Source organism: Haladaptatus litoreus (assembly GCF_900156425.1).
GTDB lineage: Archaea > Halobacteriota > Halobacteria > Halobacteriales > Haladaptataceae > Haladaptatus > Haladaptatus litoreus.
The window spans coordinates 1,509,896-1,524,426 of record NZ_FTNO01000001.1; the positions used below are offsets into that span (position 1 = coordinate 1,509,896).

The 14,531-nt window shown below is 59.6% G+C and carries 14 protein-coding genes; 9 read left to right on the forward strand and 5 right to left on the reverse strand.

The window, feature by feature from the left end; genetic code table 11:
• The first annotated feature begins 159 nt into the window (after nt 1–159).
• Genes gyrB through BW974_RS25500 form a run of 3 tightly spaced genes read left to right on the forward strand, consistent with a single transcriptional unit; the run spans nt 160 to nt 4,908 of the window.
• A complete protein-coding gene (gene gyrB / locus BW974_RS07960) occupies nt 160–2,076 on the forward strand; it encodes a DNA topoisomerase (ATP-hydrolyzing) subunit B (RefSeq protein WP_076429542.1) in 1,917 nt (638 codons plus the stop codon).
• Nucleotides 2,073–4,613: a DNA gyrase subunit A gene (gene gyrA / locus BW974_RS07965; RefSeq protein WP_076429544.1), complete on the forward strand. Its 2,541-nt coding sequence runs from the start codon at nt 2,073–2,075 to the stop codon at nt 4,611–4,613. Before gyrB ends, gyrA begins: the two co-directional genes overlap by 4 nt.
• 16 nt (nt 4,614–4,629) lie before the next feature.
• Complete coding sequence (locus BW974_RS25500) at nt 4,630–4,908, forward strand: hypothetical protein (protein WP_076429546.1); 279 nt, start codon at nt 4,630–4,632, stop codon at nt 4,906–4,908.
• A gap of 58 nt (nt 4,909–4,966) precedes the next feature.
• On the opposite strand, the gene rocF is transcribed toward BW974_RS25500, so the two are convergent.
• Nucleotides 4,967–5,887: an arginase gene (rocF, locus tag BW974_RS07975; protein ID WP_076429548.1), complete on the reverse strand. Its 921-nt coding sequence runs from the start codon at nt 5,885–5,887 to the stop codon at nt 4,967–4,969.
• Between the two features lie 150 nt (nt 5,888–6,037).
• Between rocF and BW974_RS07980 the strand changes: the two genes are divergently transcribed.
• The 6 genes from BW974_RS07980 to BW974_RS08005 all read left to right on the forward strand — a co-directional run bounded on the left by BW974_RS07980 (nt 6,038) and on the right by BW974_RS08005 (nt 10,030).
• Nucleotides 6,038–6,571 carry an Rrf2 family transcriptional regulator gene (locus BW974_RS07980; RefSeq protein ID WP_076429550.1) on the forward strand — a complete coding sequence of 178 codons (534 nt, stop codon included), beginning with the start codon at nt 6,038–6,040 and terminating at the stop codon, nt 6,569–6,571.
• Nucleotides 6,572–6,698: 127 nt separating this feature from the next.
• Nucleotides 6,699–6,959, forward strand: coding sequence for a DNA-binding protein (locus BW974_RS07985; RefSeq protein ID WP_076429552.1), 261 nt, complete (start codon nt 6,699–6,701; stop codon nt 6,957–6,959).
• Between the two features lie 158 nt (nt 6,960–7,117).
• Nucleotides 7,118–7,594 carry a GNAT family N-acetyltransferase gene (locus tag BW974_RS07990; RefSeq protein ID WP_076429554.1) on the forward strand — a complete coding sequence of 159 codons (477 nt, stop codon included), beginning with the start codon at nt 7,118–7,120 and terminating at the stop codon, nt 7,592–7,594.
• 77 nt (nt 7,595–7,671) lie between these two features.
• Entirely contained in the window at nt 7,672–8,049 is a 378-nt protein-coding gene (locus BW974_RS07995) for a DUF555 domain-containing protein (protein WP_049970350.1), read from the forward strand.
• Nucleotides 8,050–8,087: 38 nt separating this feature from the next.
• The gene (locus BW974_RS08000) at nt 8,088–8,627 is read left to right on the forward strand and encodes a CBS domain-containing protein (protein ID WP_076429556.1); all 540 of its coding nucleotides are present in this window, start codon (nt 8,088–8,090) and stop codon (nt 8,625–8,627) included.
• A gap of 239 nt (nt 8,628–8,866) precedes the next feature.
• Nucleotides 8,867–10,030: a low temperature requirement protein A gene (locus BW974_RS08005; protein WP_076429558.1), complete on the forward strand. Its 1,164-nt coding sequence runs from the start codon at nt 8,867–8,869 to the stop codon at nt 10,028–10,030.
• A gap of 321 nt (nt 10,031–10,351) precedes the next feature.
• On the opposite strand, the gene BW974_RS08010 is transcribed toward BW974_RS08005, so the two are convergent.
• The 4 genes from BW974_RS08010 to BW974_RS08025 all read right to left on the reverse strand — a co-directional run bounded on the left by BW974_RS08010 (nt 10,352) and on the right by BW974_RS08025 (nt 14,128).
• The gene (locus BW974_RS08010; protein ID WP_076429560.1) at nt 10,352–10,552 is read right to left on the reverse strand and encodes a hypothetical protein; all 201 of its coding nucleotides are present in this window, start codon (nt 10,550–10,552) and stop codon (nt 10,352–10,354) included.
• Nucleotides 10,553–10,686: 134 nt separating this feature from the next.
• Nucleotides 10,687–11,694, reverse strand: a complete 1,008-nt coding sequence (gene purM, locus BW974_RS08015) for a phosphoribosylformylglycinamidine cyclo-ligase (protein WP_076429562.1) — start codon at nt 11,692–11,694, stop codon at nt 10,687–10,689.
• A gap of 62 nt (nt 11,695–11,756) precedes the next feature.
• The gene (locus BW974_RS08020) at nt 11,757–12,398 is read right to left on the reverse strand and encodes a zinc metalloprotease (RefSeq protein WP_076429563.1); all 642 of its coding nucleotides are present in this window, start codon (nt 12,396–12,398) and stop codon (nt 11,757–11,759) included.
• Nucleotides 12,395–14,128 carry a TraB/GumN family protein gene (locus BW974_RS08025; RefSeq protein WP_076429565.1) on the reverse strand — a complete coding sequence of 578 codons (1,734 nt, stop codon included), beginning with the start codon at nt 14,126–14,128 and terminating at the stop codon, nt 12,395–12,397. Before BW974_RS08025 ends, BW974_RS08020 begins: the two co-directional genes overlap by 4 nt.
• Nucleotides 14,129–14,531 lie beyond the last annotated feature (403 nt).

A 14,531-nucleotide genomic window follows, 5' to 3' on the forward strand; every position in this document is an offset into this window, starting at 1 on the left:
GTGGCAATACCGTTCGGTTTCCGTTCGAGTGCAGTGAAACGTAGTCGGTTACGTTCGTCAATCGCTTCGCACCGCTTAGCGGCGCTTTATATTTAGTCGCTCACACGCGCGCGTGCGTGACCTTTATCAGTGGGGGGCGTCTACGATAAATCAGAATTTATGAGCGACGGAAATGAGTATAGTGCCGGGCAGATTCAGGTTCTCGAAGGGCTTCAGGCCGTTCGAAAACGCCCGGCGATGTATATCGGTTCTACCGACACTCGCGGGTTACACCACCTCGTCTTCGAAGTGGTAGACAACTCGATTGACGAGGCGTTGGCCGGGTACTGTGACACCATCGACGTGACGATTCACGAGGATAACTCCGTCAGCATCGCGGACGACGGACGCGGGATTCCGGTCGACCACCACGAGGAGTACGACATGCCCGCCCTCGAAGTTATCCTGACCGTCCTCCACGCTGGCGGGAAGTTCGACAACAAATCCTACCAGGTGTCGGGCGGCCTCCACGGCGTCGGTATCTCCGTGGTGAACGCCCTCTCGGGGAGACTCGAAGTCGAAGTAAAACGTGACGGCGGCGTCTGGCAACAGGAGTTCGAACGCGGCGAACCCGACGGCGAGATGGAACGTCTCCGCGACCTCGGAGACGACGAAGAGACGGGCACCGAAATCCGGTTCTGGCCCGACGAGGACATTTTCGAGACGACCGATTTCAAATACTCGACGCTCGAAAACCGCCTTCGAGAACTCGCCTTCCTCAACTCCGGCGTCGAAATCAATCTCGGCGACGAACGCGACGAGGAAAAAGGCGACACGTTCCACTACGACGGCGGCATCCGCGAGTTTGTGGAGTATCTGAACGAGACGAAAACGTCGCTTCACAACGAAGTCATCTACTTCGAGGACGAGACCGACAACATTCAGGTCGAGGTGGCGATGCAGGCCACGGACGAACTCCAAGGGTCGATTCACGCCTTCGCCAACAACATCAACACCCGCGAAGGTGGGTCGCACCTGACCGGGTTCAAAACCGCCCTCACGCGAGTGGTCAACGATTATGCCAACGGGAACGACCTGCTCTCCGACATCGACGAGAACCTTCGCGGCGAGGACATTCGCGAAGGGTTGACGGCAGTTATCTCCGTCAAACACCCAGACCCGCAGTTCGAGGGGCAGACGAAGACGAAACTCGGAAACAGCGAAGTCCGCGGAATCGTGGAAAGCACGGTTCACGAAGGACTGTCGGTGTACTTCGAGGAACACCCGGACACAGCACAGGCAATCATCCGGAAGGCCGTCGAGGCCGCGAAAGCCCGAAAAGCCGCGAAGAAGGCCGAAGAACTCACGCGCCGGAAGAGCGCGCTCGAATCGAGCGCGCTCCCCGGCAAACTCGCGGACTGTCAGTCGCGCGACCCCACGAAATCCGAGTTGTTCATCGTGGAAGGTGACTCCGCAGGTGGGTCAGCCAAACAGGCCCGCGACCGCAAGTTCCAAGCCATCCTTCCGCTGTTCGGCAAGGTGCTGAACGTGGAGAAGCACCGTCTCGACCGGGTGCTCGAAAACGAGAAGATTCGGGATTTCATCACGGCGATCGGTTCCGGCGTCGGTGAGGAGTTCGACATCGAGGAGACGCGCTACCACAAAATCATCATCATGACTGACGCTGACGTGGACGGCGCGCACATCCGGACACTGTACCTCACCCTCCTCTACCGGTATATGCGACCGCTGTTGGAAGCGGGCTACGTCTACGCCGCCCAACCACCGCTTTACCGCGTTCGTTATCGCGGCGAAACCTACGACGCGATGACCGAGGAAGAGCGCGACCGAATCGTGCAGGAAAAATGCGACGGCAATCCCTCGCAGGTTCAGCGATTCAAGGGCCTCGGCGAGATGAATCCCGAGCAGTTGTGGGAGACGACGATGAACCCCGAAAACCGCATCCTAAAACGGATTACCATCGAAGACGCCGCCGCCGCGGACAAGATGTTCTCGGTGCTGATGGGAGACGCCGTCGGGCCGCGAAAACAGTTCATCCAAGACCACGCCAACGAGGCGGAGTGGGTTGACATATGAGTTCGGACATACCTGACGTACCTGACGACGTTGCAGAGCGCGTCCAGACCGTCCGCGTCGAGGACGAGATGGAACAGAGCTACATCGACTACGCGATGTCGGTCATCGCGGGTCGCGCCCTCCCGGACGTGCGTGACGGTCTGAAACCCGTCCATCGCCGCATCCTCTACGCGATGCACCGTTCCGGTGTAACGAGCGGTTCGGGCCACCGCAAATCCTCGAACATCGTCGGGGATACGATGGGCGACTTCCACCCGCACGGCGACCAGTCCATCTACGACGCCCTCGCCCGCATGGCACAGGAGTTCTCGATGCGCAACCCGCTCATCGATGGGCAGGGGAACTTCGGGAGCGTAGACGGCGACCCACCGGCCGCGATGCGATATACGGAGGCGCGAATGGCCTCCATCGCCGAGGAACTGTTGGACGACATCGAGATGGACACGGTCGAGTTCAAATCCAACTACGACGACCGCTTGCAGGAACCGGAAGTGCTGCCTTCGGCGATTCCGAACCTGCTCGTCAACGGGTCGTCCGGGATTGCGGTCGGGATGTCCACGAACATCCCGCCGCACAACCTCGGCGAGATCATCGACGCCACCGTCGAACTCATCGACAATCCCGACGCGACGGTCGAAGACCTGATGGAGTACGTCAAAGGCCCCGACTTCCCGACCGGCGCGAACATCGTCGGCCGGAACGACATCCATCAAGCGTACAAAACCGGCCGAGGCCGACTTCGGGTGCGGGCCGAATACGAGGTTCAAGACGACCGAATCGTCATCACGGAACTCCCGTTCCAGACGAACAAGGCGCGACTCATCGAGCGAATCGCCAATCTCGTCAACGACGGCACTATCGAGGGCATCCGCGACCTACGCGACGAATCCGACCGCGACGGGATTCGCGTCGTCGTGGAACTCAAGCAGAACGCGATTCCAGAAGTAGTCGAAAATCAACTGCTCGACCACCGCCTCGAACGCACGTTCAGCATCATCTCGCTCGCGTTGGTCGATGGCCAGCCGAAGGTGCTGACGCTCAAAGAACTGCTCCAGCATTACGTAGACCACCGCAAGGACGTGGTTCGGCGTCGCAGCGAGTACGAACTGGACGAGGCCGAAGAGCGCGCACACATCCTCGAAGGGCGTCTGCGCGCGCTCGAAAACATCGACGATGTGGTCGAACTCATCCGCGATTCCGACGACCGGAACGGCGCACGGACAGGACTTCGAGAAACGTTCGACTTCTCCGAAAAGCAGTCCGAACACATCGTTCGGATGCAACTCGGTAGTCTCACTTCGCTCGAATCCGAGGAAATCGAGTCGGAGTACGAGGGCGTTACGGCACGAATCGAGCGCCTCGAAACCATCCTCGGTGACGAGTCGGAACTACTCGACGTCGTCAAAGAGGAACTGATCGAAATGCGCGAGGAGTACGCCGACGACCGGCGCACGAAAATCGTGGAAGACACCTCGGAGGTCACCCGCGAAGACCTCATCGCAGAGGAAGACGTGTTCGTCGTCGTCACGGAACAGGATTACGTCAAACGCATGCCCGTCGCCAACTTCGACGCACAGGGTCGCGGCGGCAAGGGAATCATCGGCGCTGACGTGAAAGAAGGCGACCGGATTTCGAAGGTGTTCCGCGCGAACACTCACGACTATCTGCTCTGTTTCACCAATCACGGGCAGGTCTACCGCCTGAAAACCTACGAAATTCCGGAGATGTCGCGCACGGCGCGGGGCAAATCCGCCGTCAACCTCATCGACTTGGACAGGGGCGAAGACATCACAGCAGTCGTCACCACCGACGAGTTCGAGGAGGACGAATGTCTGAGCATGATTACCCGACAGGGCTACGTCAAGCGCACCGACGCGAGCGACTTCGAGAACATCCTCTCGACGGGAATCATCGCTGCCCGTCTCGAAGACGGCGACGAACTCGTGGACGTAGCGGTGACGAACGGCACGAAAGACCTCCTCGTCGGCACGAAACACGGCATGACAATTCGGTTCGACGAAACCGAAGCCCGCGCGATGGGTCGCAACACCCGGGGTGTTCGCGGTATCAACCTCGAAGGCGACGACGAAGTCGTGGGCATGGTCGCTTCGGACGGCGAAGTCCGCGACTTGCTCACCGTCACCCGTCGAGGCTACGGCAAACGAACGCCGCTCACCGAGTACCGCCGCCAATCGCGCAACGGCAAGGGACTCATCGACATCAAAACGGGTGACCGAAACGGGCCGGTAACCTCCGTAAAGAGCGTGGCCGAGGACGACGAACTCGTCCTGATGAGCGAGGCCGGACAAATCATGCGCATCCGCGTAGAAGACATCTCAGAAGTCGGTCGGAACACGATGGGCGTCACCGTGATGGACGTTGACGAAACCGACCGTATGGCGAGCGTGGACGTGATTCCGAGTCGGGTTGCCGAGGAAGAAGCCGCAGAAGCGGAAAGTGCGGACGAAAGCGACGATACAGTTGACGCGGACGAAGAGACTGTCGAAGCAGTCGAGCCGGAAGTCAGCGAAGAGTAACGACACTCACCGCGATTTGTACGGACGAGAACGCGAGTCGCCTGCCGATTCTCGGCAGACGACTCCGCTGTCATTTTATGGAATCTACACGACTGCCGAACGACGCGAATATTCACAGACCGCCAAAATCAGCAGTCTACACAACCGCCAGCGGCCAGCAATTCACCGAAAAATCGGAGATTTTTCGGGCCGAGGAACCCTCGAAGTCTTGCTGAACGAAGAGAAGCAAGGCACGGAAGACGTTCGGTCTTCCGGTGGAACGAGGACGACGAGCAACGCGAGTCGTCCGACATGATGAGGGGGTGACGAAGTGCTTTTGGTCGAGCTTTTTATCTCGCAATAAAAAGGTCGTGTTACAGAATGCGTTTCCCTAACGCACTCGCCGCGAGTTCGGTTGCCAACTCCGCAGTTTCGTTGTGCTCGTCGAGAATCGGGTTCACTTCCACGAGTTCGAGCGAGCGCAGGACGCCCTCGCTTGCATCGCGCTCGGCGACAATTTCGAGCGCCGAATGGGCTTCACGATAGCTTGCGCCGCCGCGAACCGGGGTACCCACGCCGGGTGCCTCTTTGGGGTCGAGCCAGTCCAAATCGAAACTGACGTGGATGCCGTCAACGCCGTCCGTGGCAATGTCGAGGGCCTCTTCCACGATGTCGGTGATACCGTGCTCGTCGATGTCGGACATCGTGTAGGTCGTCACGTCGCTGTCGCGGATTGCCTCGGTTTCGCTCTCATCGACGCTTCGGAGGCCGACGAGGACCACGTTCTCTTCGGAGAGGCCGGGTGCATTGGCCCATTCGGTGTCGGCGAAATCCTCGACACCGAGTGCGCCAGCGAGCGGCATTCCGTGAACGTTTCCGCTCGGAGAGGTTTTCGGCGTGTTGAAGTCGCTGTGGGCGTCGAACCAGATAGCACCGATTTCGGCGTCGCGGGCCGACCCGCGGAGGGAACCCATGGCGATAGAGTGGTCGCCGCCGAGGACGAGCGGGAACGAATCGTCGTCGATTGCACCCGCGACTTCGTCCGCGAGGCGAGTACATACGTCGGCGGTTTCGCGGAGGAATTTCGCTTTGCCCTCCGCCGGTTCTTCGGTTTCTGGGTCGCGCTCTTCCGCGCGCGGAACGGCGAGGTCGCCGGAATCGATGGCGGTCACGTCAGCGCCTGCGAGTTGGTCTGCGAGTCCGGCGTAGCGAATCGCGGATGGACCCATGTCCACGCCACGCCGGTTCGCGCCGTAGTCCACAGGTGCGCCGATAATCTGGACGGGTTTCGTCATAGATGAGACGACGTTTCGAGGGGGTTTCAAAACCCGCCATTTCGTTCGACAGACGGTGCGTTTACAACTGTCCAGACAGAGGTACCGTGTACCACGATTCTCCCAGCATATTCGTCGGGTTTAAGGAAATCTATTACCAAGGTTCATCTAATGTCGAGTATAGAGTTGACGCCGAGTCAGGAGACGATACTGACGGCACTCGTAAACCTCCACAGAGAAGCCGAAGATGCGGTCAAAGGCGAGGACATCGCCGAAGAAGTAGACCGCAACCCTGGTACGATTCGAAATCAGATGCAGAGCCTCAAAGCCCTCCAGCTTGTCGAAGGTGTCCCCGGCCCGAAAGGCGGCTACAAACCGACGGCAACCGCCTTCGAAGCGCTCGACATCCAGCAGTTGGACAGCGCCGCCGAGGTGCCGCTCCGGCAGAACGGCGAAGTAGTCGAAGAGGGTAACGTCGAAGAAATCGACTTGAACAGCGTTCACCACCCTGAACTCTGTCGCGCCGAGATTCACCTCCGCGGGTCGGTTCGTGATTTCCACGAGGGCGACGAAGTGACGGTCGGGCCGACGCCCCTCTCGAAACTCGTCGTGAAAGGCATCGTCGACGGCAAAGACGACACCCGAAATATCCTCATCCTGAAACTGTCGGGAATGGAAGCGCCCGCCGAACAGCCGAACCACTAACTCCCCGCACGGTTCGGTTTCGAATTTCGACGCTCGTGCGCCTGCCGCCCGATTTCAAAAGCTATTATCGGAAGACGATCGTAGAAACAACACGGGAATAGCCTCGCAACTGAATGATATCACAGCAATGACGACGCAAACCTCCGTCCCACCCGGTGAATCGCCCCCCGAGTGTTCGTACTGTGGCCAACCGTTCAGCCACGAGGAGTACCTCGTCCTCCACCGCGGACTGGAACACGGCGACGAACTGGACGACGACGAAGTGAGTGCCTTCCACGAGGCCTACGAGGAAGAAACCGAAGAGATGCGACTGTTCCGTCTCAAGGTGCTCGCAGTACTCGTATTGCTGTATTTCGGGTTTCTGTTCACGTACTCCATCGTCGCATAATCGAATGCGACGTAGCTGAATCGACCGATAGTCGAATCGACTGGCGACCGACGGCCCGCGGGCCGTCGGTCGTAAACTGGTGGCCACCCGCCACAAACGCATTGACCGCCAACTGATTCCCCGATGGGGTTACGGTTATCGCCGCCGTTTCTGTTGCTATGGCGTCAATTCGTCCTGCCACCGAAGCTGACGCGAAAGCGATTCTCGACCTTCACGTTGCCTCGATTCGAGCGTTCGGTCCCGAACGTTATCGTGACGAACAGGTCGAAGCGTGGGCGACGAAACCACTCGGGAGCGCGCCGTATCGCGAATCGGTGCGGAACGAGTTCGAGCACATCGTCGTCGCGGAGGTAAACGGCCAAATCGCGGGATTTGGCCGTCTCGACTACGGAAACGCGGTCGTCGATGCCGTGTACGTTCATCCCGACTTCGCCCGGGATGGGGTCGGCTCTGCACTGCTCTCCCATCTCGAATCGAAGGCGGCGGCGAAAACCATCGACTCGCTCTCGCTCCGCGCTTCGCTGAACGCTGTTCCTTTCTACGAACAGGCCGGATACGAGCGGGTCGAAACGCTCTCTCACGAGACGACGGGTGGCGTCGAACTCGCCTGTGTCGAGATGACGAAAAATCTGTAACTTCGAAAACCAGCAGTGACGCCGATTTCGGCCGGGAAACCAAAAGACACGAAACCCTCCGGCGTCTCGGGTGACGTATGAGCAATTATCTCGTTGCGATGGAAGCGGCATGGTTGGTACGCGACGTCGGCGATATCGACGACGCAATCGGCGTTGCGGTCAGCGAGGCCGGAAAACGACTGAACCAGAAGAACATGGACTACGTCGAAGTCGAAGTCGGCGCGACGGGATGTCCGGCCTGCGGCGAACCGTTCGACTCGGCGTTCATCGCGGCCCACACCGCGCTCGTCGGCCTCGTCCTCGAAATGAAAGTGTTCAACGCCGACAGCGAGGAACACGCCCAGCGAATCGCCAAAAGCGAAATCGGTGGCGCGCTCCGCGACGTCCCGCTTTCGGTGGTCGAAACCATCGAGTTCGAGGACGAAGACGACATCGACTTCGGTGCCGCCGAATAGTCGAACGATTTATCGCATAACCGGTAGTAATTCCGCGTATGGAACTCCCGACACCCCAAGACCTCCGGGAACGCAGAACCGACCTCGGCTTGACTCAAAGCGAGTTGGCGAACCGAGCGGGCGTCTCACAGCCGCTCATCGCGCGAATCGAAGGCGGCGACGTTGACCCTCGACTCTCGACGCTCCGACGAATCGTCAACGCGCTGGAGGAGTCCGAGGGCGACATCGTCCGGGCGGGCGACCTGATGCACGAAGACGTGGTTCACGTTGCGCCGACCGACCCGGTCAGCGCGGCGGTGAAGAAGATGCAGGAGGCAGGCTACTCCCAACTCGCGGTCATCAAAGACGGCGTGCCGGTCGGCTCTATCAGCGAAAGCGACCTCGTTCACGTGGACGAGGAGGCCCGCGACGAAGACGTTCGCGACTTCATGAGCGAAAGTTTCCCGACCGTCTCGAAATCCGCGACCTTGAACGAACTAAGCAACCTGCTCGACCACTACAAAGCCGTGATGGTGACTCAGGAGGGCGAAACCGTCGGCATCGTCACCGAAGCAGATATCACGGCACGACTGTCGTAAGTCGGGCACTGAAACTCGTCTAGGAGACTGCCGTCTCCCGGACGACCAGTTTCGCTCGGGGTGTTGCGGTTGCGGCCGTCGGTTTCGCTCGTTTCGTTTTGGTTTTTATGCTGTGTTCGAAAGACTGGAAAAGCGGTCGGTTATCACAACTCTCGGCAGTCGGAGACACGTCAATTGATGCTCTTGCCTCGCTAGTCAGTGTCTGAGCGTCACCGGCTTTTGGCCGGTGACTCGTCCCAATGAGCACGCCCGATACTGCATCTCCGTCGGACGAGACGATAGACCGCAACGAACAGGAAGGAAGCGTCACGCCGTTAGAGCTGTTTTTCGACCTCGTGTTCGTCTTCGCGCTGACCCAGATTACCGGCTTTCTGGTTCGGAATCTGACGTGGGGTGGCGTGGTTCGCGGCGTGTTGCTCCTTGCTGTCGTCTGGTGGGCGTGGGTCGGCTACTCGTGGTTGACGAACGCCATTCCCGCCGAAGAAGTCCTTCCGGCGCGACTGATAATCTTGTTGGCGATGGGAACTATGCTCGTCGTCGCGCTGTCGATACCTCGTGCGTTCAGCGAGGACGCGGTGCTGTTCGGTGTCGCCTACTTCGTCGTTCGCGCGCTTCACGTCGTGCTGTACGGTCTTATCACGCCACCGGAAACGCGAGACGCAGTGCTTCGGCTTGCACCCGGATTTTTGGGTGCGCCTTTGCTTCTCGTTCTGGCTGGATTCGTTGGAAATCCACTGGAAAGCGTTCTGTGGGTTCTCGCAATTGGCGTGGATTACGGCATCGCGCGCTTCCGCGGCGTCGAGGGGTTTTACGTCCGAGCCAGCCACTTCGTGGAGCGCCACCGACTCATCATCATCATCGCATTGGGGGAGTCAATCGTCGCGATTGGCGTCGGCGCGACCAATCTCACTCTCGACGCGAACGGCGTCCTCGCCGTCTTTTCGGGATTCGTCCTCATCGCAACGTTGTGGTGGCTGTATTTCGACTACATTACGCTCGCCGCCGAACGGCGACTCGCCTCGACGCACGGCCACGAGCGCGCGGTGTTGGCGCGGGATTCGTACAGCTACATCCACCTGTTGATGATTGGCGGCATCGTTTTCATCGCGCTCGGCATCGAACAGACGCTCGCGCACGTGAACGACCCGCTTCGGCTCATCCCCGCTGTCGCGCTCTGTGGCGGCGGAACGCTCTATCTCTGCGGGCACAACGCCTACCGATACCGTGACCACGGCACCATCAGCGTCCCGCGCACGATTGCGGCGGTCGGTTCGAGTCTGCTGATTCCGCTGGCCGTGGTGATTCCTGCTCTCTACGCGTTGGCCAGTTTGACCGTCCTGTTCGTCGAACTCTCGATGCTCGAAACGGTTCGGTCGGAGTATCGGCGTGAGTTTCGAATTTAACAGATGGCGTAGCGGGCGTCGATGGAACCCCCGTCAGAGATAATGAGTTCCACGTCGCCATAGCATTCGTTCGTACTAATCGAAACGAAACCCCGTGACTGTGATTCAGTCGTGTCCGAGTCGCTGGCTGTTGTTCGTCGTTTCGGTGGTGGTTGCGGTTTGGGTCGGGTCAGTCAGAGGTGGTGTAGTAGTCGTCCTTCCACCGAGGTCACCTACACCCGGCAGTCGAAACGACAGCGCTAATCACTGCGAGAACCGAGCGACGAGTCCTGTTAGTCATATTCTCGAATGTCGTGTCACTCGGAATAAGACTTCTGCGGCTCAGTCGTTCATATATTCGATTGACTCCGACTGCACGCGGCGAATATCACACCACCCGCACTCGCATTTCGCCCAGATTATCTGCTGTGCCTCCTCCCCTTCGACTCGCACCGCCGAACCAGTCCGGAGCGTGTGGTTTTTCCCCGTCCCGTCCGCCTTCGGACACCGACCTCTCGAAATATGCACTTCTTGGAGGGCCATGTAAGACGAAACAAGTTGGAATAATATAACGTTATTGTAGATTCAAAACGATAATAAAACTTGTACAACGATTTAGGCTCCGACGGAGTCGAAATCGTTCGACCTCATCAAAGTTGATGAAAAACCGGCACCAGCTATTCCAGACTCAGCTCGCGGATTTCGACGGTTTCGCCCCGCGAAACCGTCCCGATGATTTTCCCGTCGGTTTCCTCGGCCAACGATTCTGCATCGGTCTCTGGCAGGGCGACGACGAATCCGGTTCCCATGTTGAAGGTTCGGTGCATCTCCTCGTCCGAGACGTTGCCCTCCGATTGGACGAACTCGAAAACGGGCTGTGCCGGGAAGGGGTCGGTGATTTCGTAGCGATGTTCGCCCATTCGAAGGAGGTTCGTCCACCCGCCGCCGGTAACGTGTGCGGCGGCGTGAACGTCGCGCGCGCGGAGTTCGGGAAGGAGATAGGTGTAGAGGCGGGTCGGTTCGAGGAGTCGTTCGCCGACGGTGCCCTCGCCGAACGGGAAGTCGTCCGTGTAGTCGTAGTTTTTCGTGGCGGCTTTTCGGGCCAGCGTCAGACCGTTGGAGTGGACGCCGCTGGATTCGAAGCCGACTAGCACGTCGCCGACTTCCGCCTCCCCGGGGAAGATGGCATCTTTCGGCGCGAGTCCGGCGCAGGCACCCGCGAGGTCGAGTCCCGAAATCACGTCGGGCATGACCGCGGTTTCCCCCCCGACGAGGGCCATGTTCGCTTCGTTTGCTCCTGCGGAAAGTCCTTCGCCGACTTGTTTCGAGAACTCCTCGCTCGGTTCGTCTACCGCCAAATAATCCACGAAGGCGACAGGTTCGACGCCGCTCGCCACGAGGTCGTTCGCGTTCATGGCGATGCAGTCGATGCCGACGGTCGAGTAGTCGCCCAGCGCTTCCGCGACGAGTAGTTTCGTCCCGACGCCGTCGGTCGCCAGCGCGAGATACTGGTCGCCGATGTCGAGCAAGCCCGCGTAGTCGGTCGTGTTGTCGATGTCCGAGACTGCGCCGACGAGGGCCGCCGTCGCCGCTTCGCTGGCGTCGATATCCACGCCTGCATCCGCGTAGGTCAGTTCCCCTTCCTCCTCGTGTTTCTCCTCATCGCGTTCCGCCTCCTCGCTCATGGTCGAATCCGCGCACTGGGTGAGTAAAGGTTTGCCGTTCTAAAATCGCACTCCGCGAAAAGTCAGAACCGCGGGAATCCCATGCCGAACAGCGCGAACACTGCGAGAACGGCAAACGGAACGAACGTCCCGACGAAGACGATTGTACTCCAACTCTGGACCTTCTTCCCGTCGAGCGGCCCCCACGGAAGCATGTTGAATCCCGCGAGCAGGAAGTTGATCTGCACGCCGAGGTGGCCAACGAGGGCGATGAACGTGCTACTGTCCTGCGTGAAAAAGTAAATCGGGAAGAACACGGCACCGAGCACGACGTTCGTCACCGGGCCAGCCAGCGCGATGAGTCCGTTCTCCCGTTCCGTCGCCATCCCGCGGTGGTACACCGCACCAGGCGCGGCGAACAGGAACCCGGCGAGTGCGCTGGCGATGGCGAGAAACAGCATGCCGTAATCGGCGCGGAACTCCGCAACTTGGCCGAACCGAATCGCCACCACCTTGTGTGCGAGTTCGTGCAGGAGGAAGCCGACGCCCGCCGTGAGAAGCGAGATACCGAGCGCCCTGACGAACGTTCCGGGCGAAGCGCCGCCACCAGGTTGCAACAACGATTGCACCAGCCCCGGCTGGAGAAACAGGGTAAATGCGATACCAAGTGCGACCCACGCGATGAGCAGGTCACGAATTTCGTGCGTGCTGAATCGAACGTTCATGTTAGTGTCTCCCAGATGATGTCCGCGCTATTTTGTGCGCCCTGCACCATGAGTCGGGTGATTTCTTCCACGCCGCCGATTTCGGGCCCGAGAATCGGGAGGACGACGAACGGGAAGAGGAATGTCGCAATCATGCTCCCGATATTCGTCATGGCGACGACGGCGATAAGCCGGAACAGGGGCACGTCGAGCATTCGGGACATGATGTCCGCGAGCGGGCTTTCCTCGTCGCTCATGATTTCGTTCAGTGTGGCGATGTCCGCAACGTTTACCGTGGTGTATTTGAGTTCCATGTAGCCCGCGAACCACCCCGGGGCGAGAAGCGGATTGATGCTCGTCAGCCACGCGATTGCCCCGCCGACGAGGGCGCTCACCCAGTGAGCGCCCGCGAGTTTCGCTAGCGAGAACGAGAAGATCCCGTTGAACAGGAACCACGCGGCGAACACCTTGATGAGGAACTCGTTTCGAACACCCGCCATCGCCAGCAGAATGAAGAAGGCGAGGAAGACGACGGTGACGAGGTAGCCGAACAGTTTGAAGAAGGAAAATCGACTTCCGGATTCGGTTCCGACCAGCGACTCCATCGGCGGCAGGCTACTCGGATTCCGAAGATAGCCCTCGATTCCGGCTTGGTGGCCCGCGCCGACGACGGCGACGACGCGATGGCCCGCTTCCCGGAGCGCGACGAGTCGGTGCGCGATGAAGGCGTCACGTTCGTCGATAAGGGCTTCCGCCCCGCCGGGCGAAAAGCGCCGGAACTCTTCCATCATCGCGGTCACTACGTCGCCGTCGGTGAGGTCTTCGATGTCGAACTCCTCGTCCAACTCGTCTTCCGCGACCGTACCGCTACCGACGACGACACCGCCTGCGAGTCCGAGGACGAGTCCTGCTCCGACGCCGACGACGAGGGACGAGAACAGGCGAATCGAAACCGAACCGATGGTTTCGAGGATTCCCACGTTGAGGACGGGAACCGCGCTCGCCGAGATGAGTCCCGTTCCGAGCGCAATTCCGCCGATAATCCCGAATAGGAGTCCGCCGCCGAGGGCGATTTCGTACCGTCTCGTCAGTCCGAACGAGAGGACGAGGGAACCGAGGACGAGTCCCGCGACCGTGCCACTTGCGAGGGAACCGACGAGTTGGAACACGCCCGCTCCCGCGCCGAGCGTCAGCGCCTCACCGAGGCCGAGAATCGGGGCGACAAACAGGCCGAAAATCATGGCGAAGAAGACGCCGGCCATCGCTCCGCCGACCATTCCGAGGGTAATCGGGTCGGTGACACCGAGGGCGAGACTGCCGACCATCCGCATCTTTTCGCGGAAGGTCATCCGCGCCCAGAATCGCTGGATGGTCATCTGAATGTCGCGGTCTACCAGCGCGACATCGCTCCCGGTTCGTTCGGCCACCTCGATGGCGGCTTTCATATCCGCGCCGGGTTGAATGTCGAACTCTTCGCCCATTCGGGCCTGCACATACGAGAGCATCCAATACGCGAGAAACTGAAAGACTGTGTTGCCGTGGAGCAAATCGGACGGGTCTAAGTCGTCGGCCATCTCGCCCTGCATCTGTCGGTAGCGCCCTTCATCGAGTTCGACGGCGACCGTGTCCGGTTGTTCCTCTTCGACGGCCTCTTCGACTCGTTCGACGCTTTTCGCAGAGACGTGGGCAGTCCCGACGACTCGCACGCTCCCCTCGCCATCAAGGGACGGCGGTGGGTCCTGTTCGGTCATCAGTGACGCTACTCACCCTCCGTTTTTACCGTTATCGGTGGCGCGGCAATTTTTTCACGAGAGCAATCGGACATGATATTTCATAGAAACGTGTGGATTTGGCTTTTGGGATATTCGTGTTGATTCGCGAGTGCTGTTGCTAGACACAGGCGACAGTCTCAACGCTATTGAGCGTTGTGACACGAAGTTCGACGGTCAGTTTGAGGAGACTTTACGACATGCATTACCACCGTCTTTCGACGGGTGGAATTTTGTGAAGAGTTGAAAGTTACAAATCACGACTCCATATCCAGCCTCGCTCGTCAGTCACTCGTTCTTCGTCGCTCGCCCGTATCCGCCAGGCCGCCAGCGGCCGGGCGCGCTGGCGCGCCCGGCCAATCCAATATTCAGTTTGCCTTTATTT

What these genes read in the sequence shown, in the direction of transcription:
- gyrB (WP_076429542.1), top strand. Translation starts at nt 160, where the DNA reads ATGAGCGACGGAAATGAGTATAGTGCCGGGCAGATTCAGGTTCTCGAA.
- BW974_RS07980 (WP_076429550.1), top strand. Translation starts at nt 6,038, where the DNA reads ATGTCGAGTATAGAGTTGACGCCGAGTCAGGAGACGATACTGACGGCA.
- BW974_RS08020 (WP_076429563.1), bottom strand. Translation starts at nt 12,398, where the DNA reads ATGAACGTTCGATTCAGCACGCACGAAATTCGTGACCTGCTCATCGCG.
- BW974_RS08010 (WP_076429560.1), bottom strand. Translation starts at nt 10,552, where the DNA reads ATGGCCCTCCAAGAAGTGCATATTTCGAGAGGTCGGTGTCCGAAGGCG.
- rocF (WP_076429548.1), bottom strand. Translation starts at nt 5,887, where the DNA reads ATGACGAAACCCGTCCAGATTATCGGCGCACCTGTGGACTACGGCGCG.
- BW974_RS08025 (WP_076429565.1), bottom strand. Translation starts at nt 14,128, where the DNA reads ATGACCGAACAGGACCCACCGCCGTCCCTTGATGGCGAGGGGAGCGTG.
- gyrA (WP_076429544.1), top strand. Translation starts at nt 2,073, where the DNA reads ATGAGTTCGGACATACCTGACGTACCTGACGACGTTGCAGAGCGCGTC.
- BW974_RS08000 (WP_076429556.1), top strand. Translation starts at nt 8,088, where the DNA reads ATGGAACTCCCGACACCCCAAGACCTCCGGGAACGCAGAACCGACCTC.
- BW974_RS08005 (WP_076429558.1), top strand. Translation starts at nt 8,867, where the DNA reads ATGAGCACGCCCGATACTGCATCTCCGTCGGACGAGACGATAGACCGC.
- BW974_RS07995 (WP_049970350.1), top strand. Translation starts at nt 7,672, where the DNA reads ATGAGCAATTATCTCGTTGCGATGGAAGCGGCATGGTTGGTACGCGAC.
- BW974_RS07990 (WP_076429554.1), top strand. Translation starts at nt 7,118, where the DNA reads ATGGCGTCAATTCGTCCTGCCACCGAAGCTGACGCGAAAGCGATTCTC.
- BW974_RS07985 (WP_076429552.1), top strand. Translation starts at nt 6,699, where the DNA reads ATGACGACGCAAACCTCCGTCCCACCCGGTGAATCGCCCCCCGAGTGT.
- purM (WP_076429562.1), bottom strand. Translation starts at nt 11,694, where the DNA reads ATGAGCGAGGAGGCGGAACGCGATGAGGAGAAACACGAGGAGGAAGGG.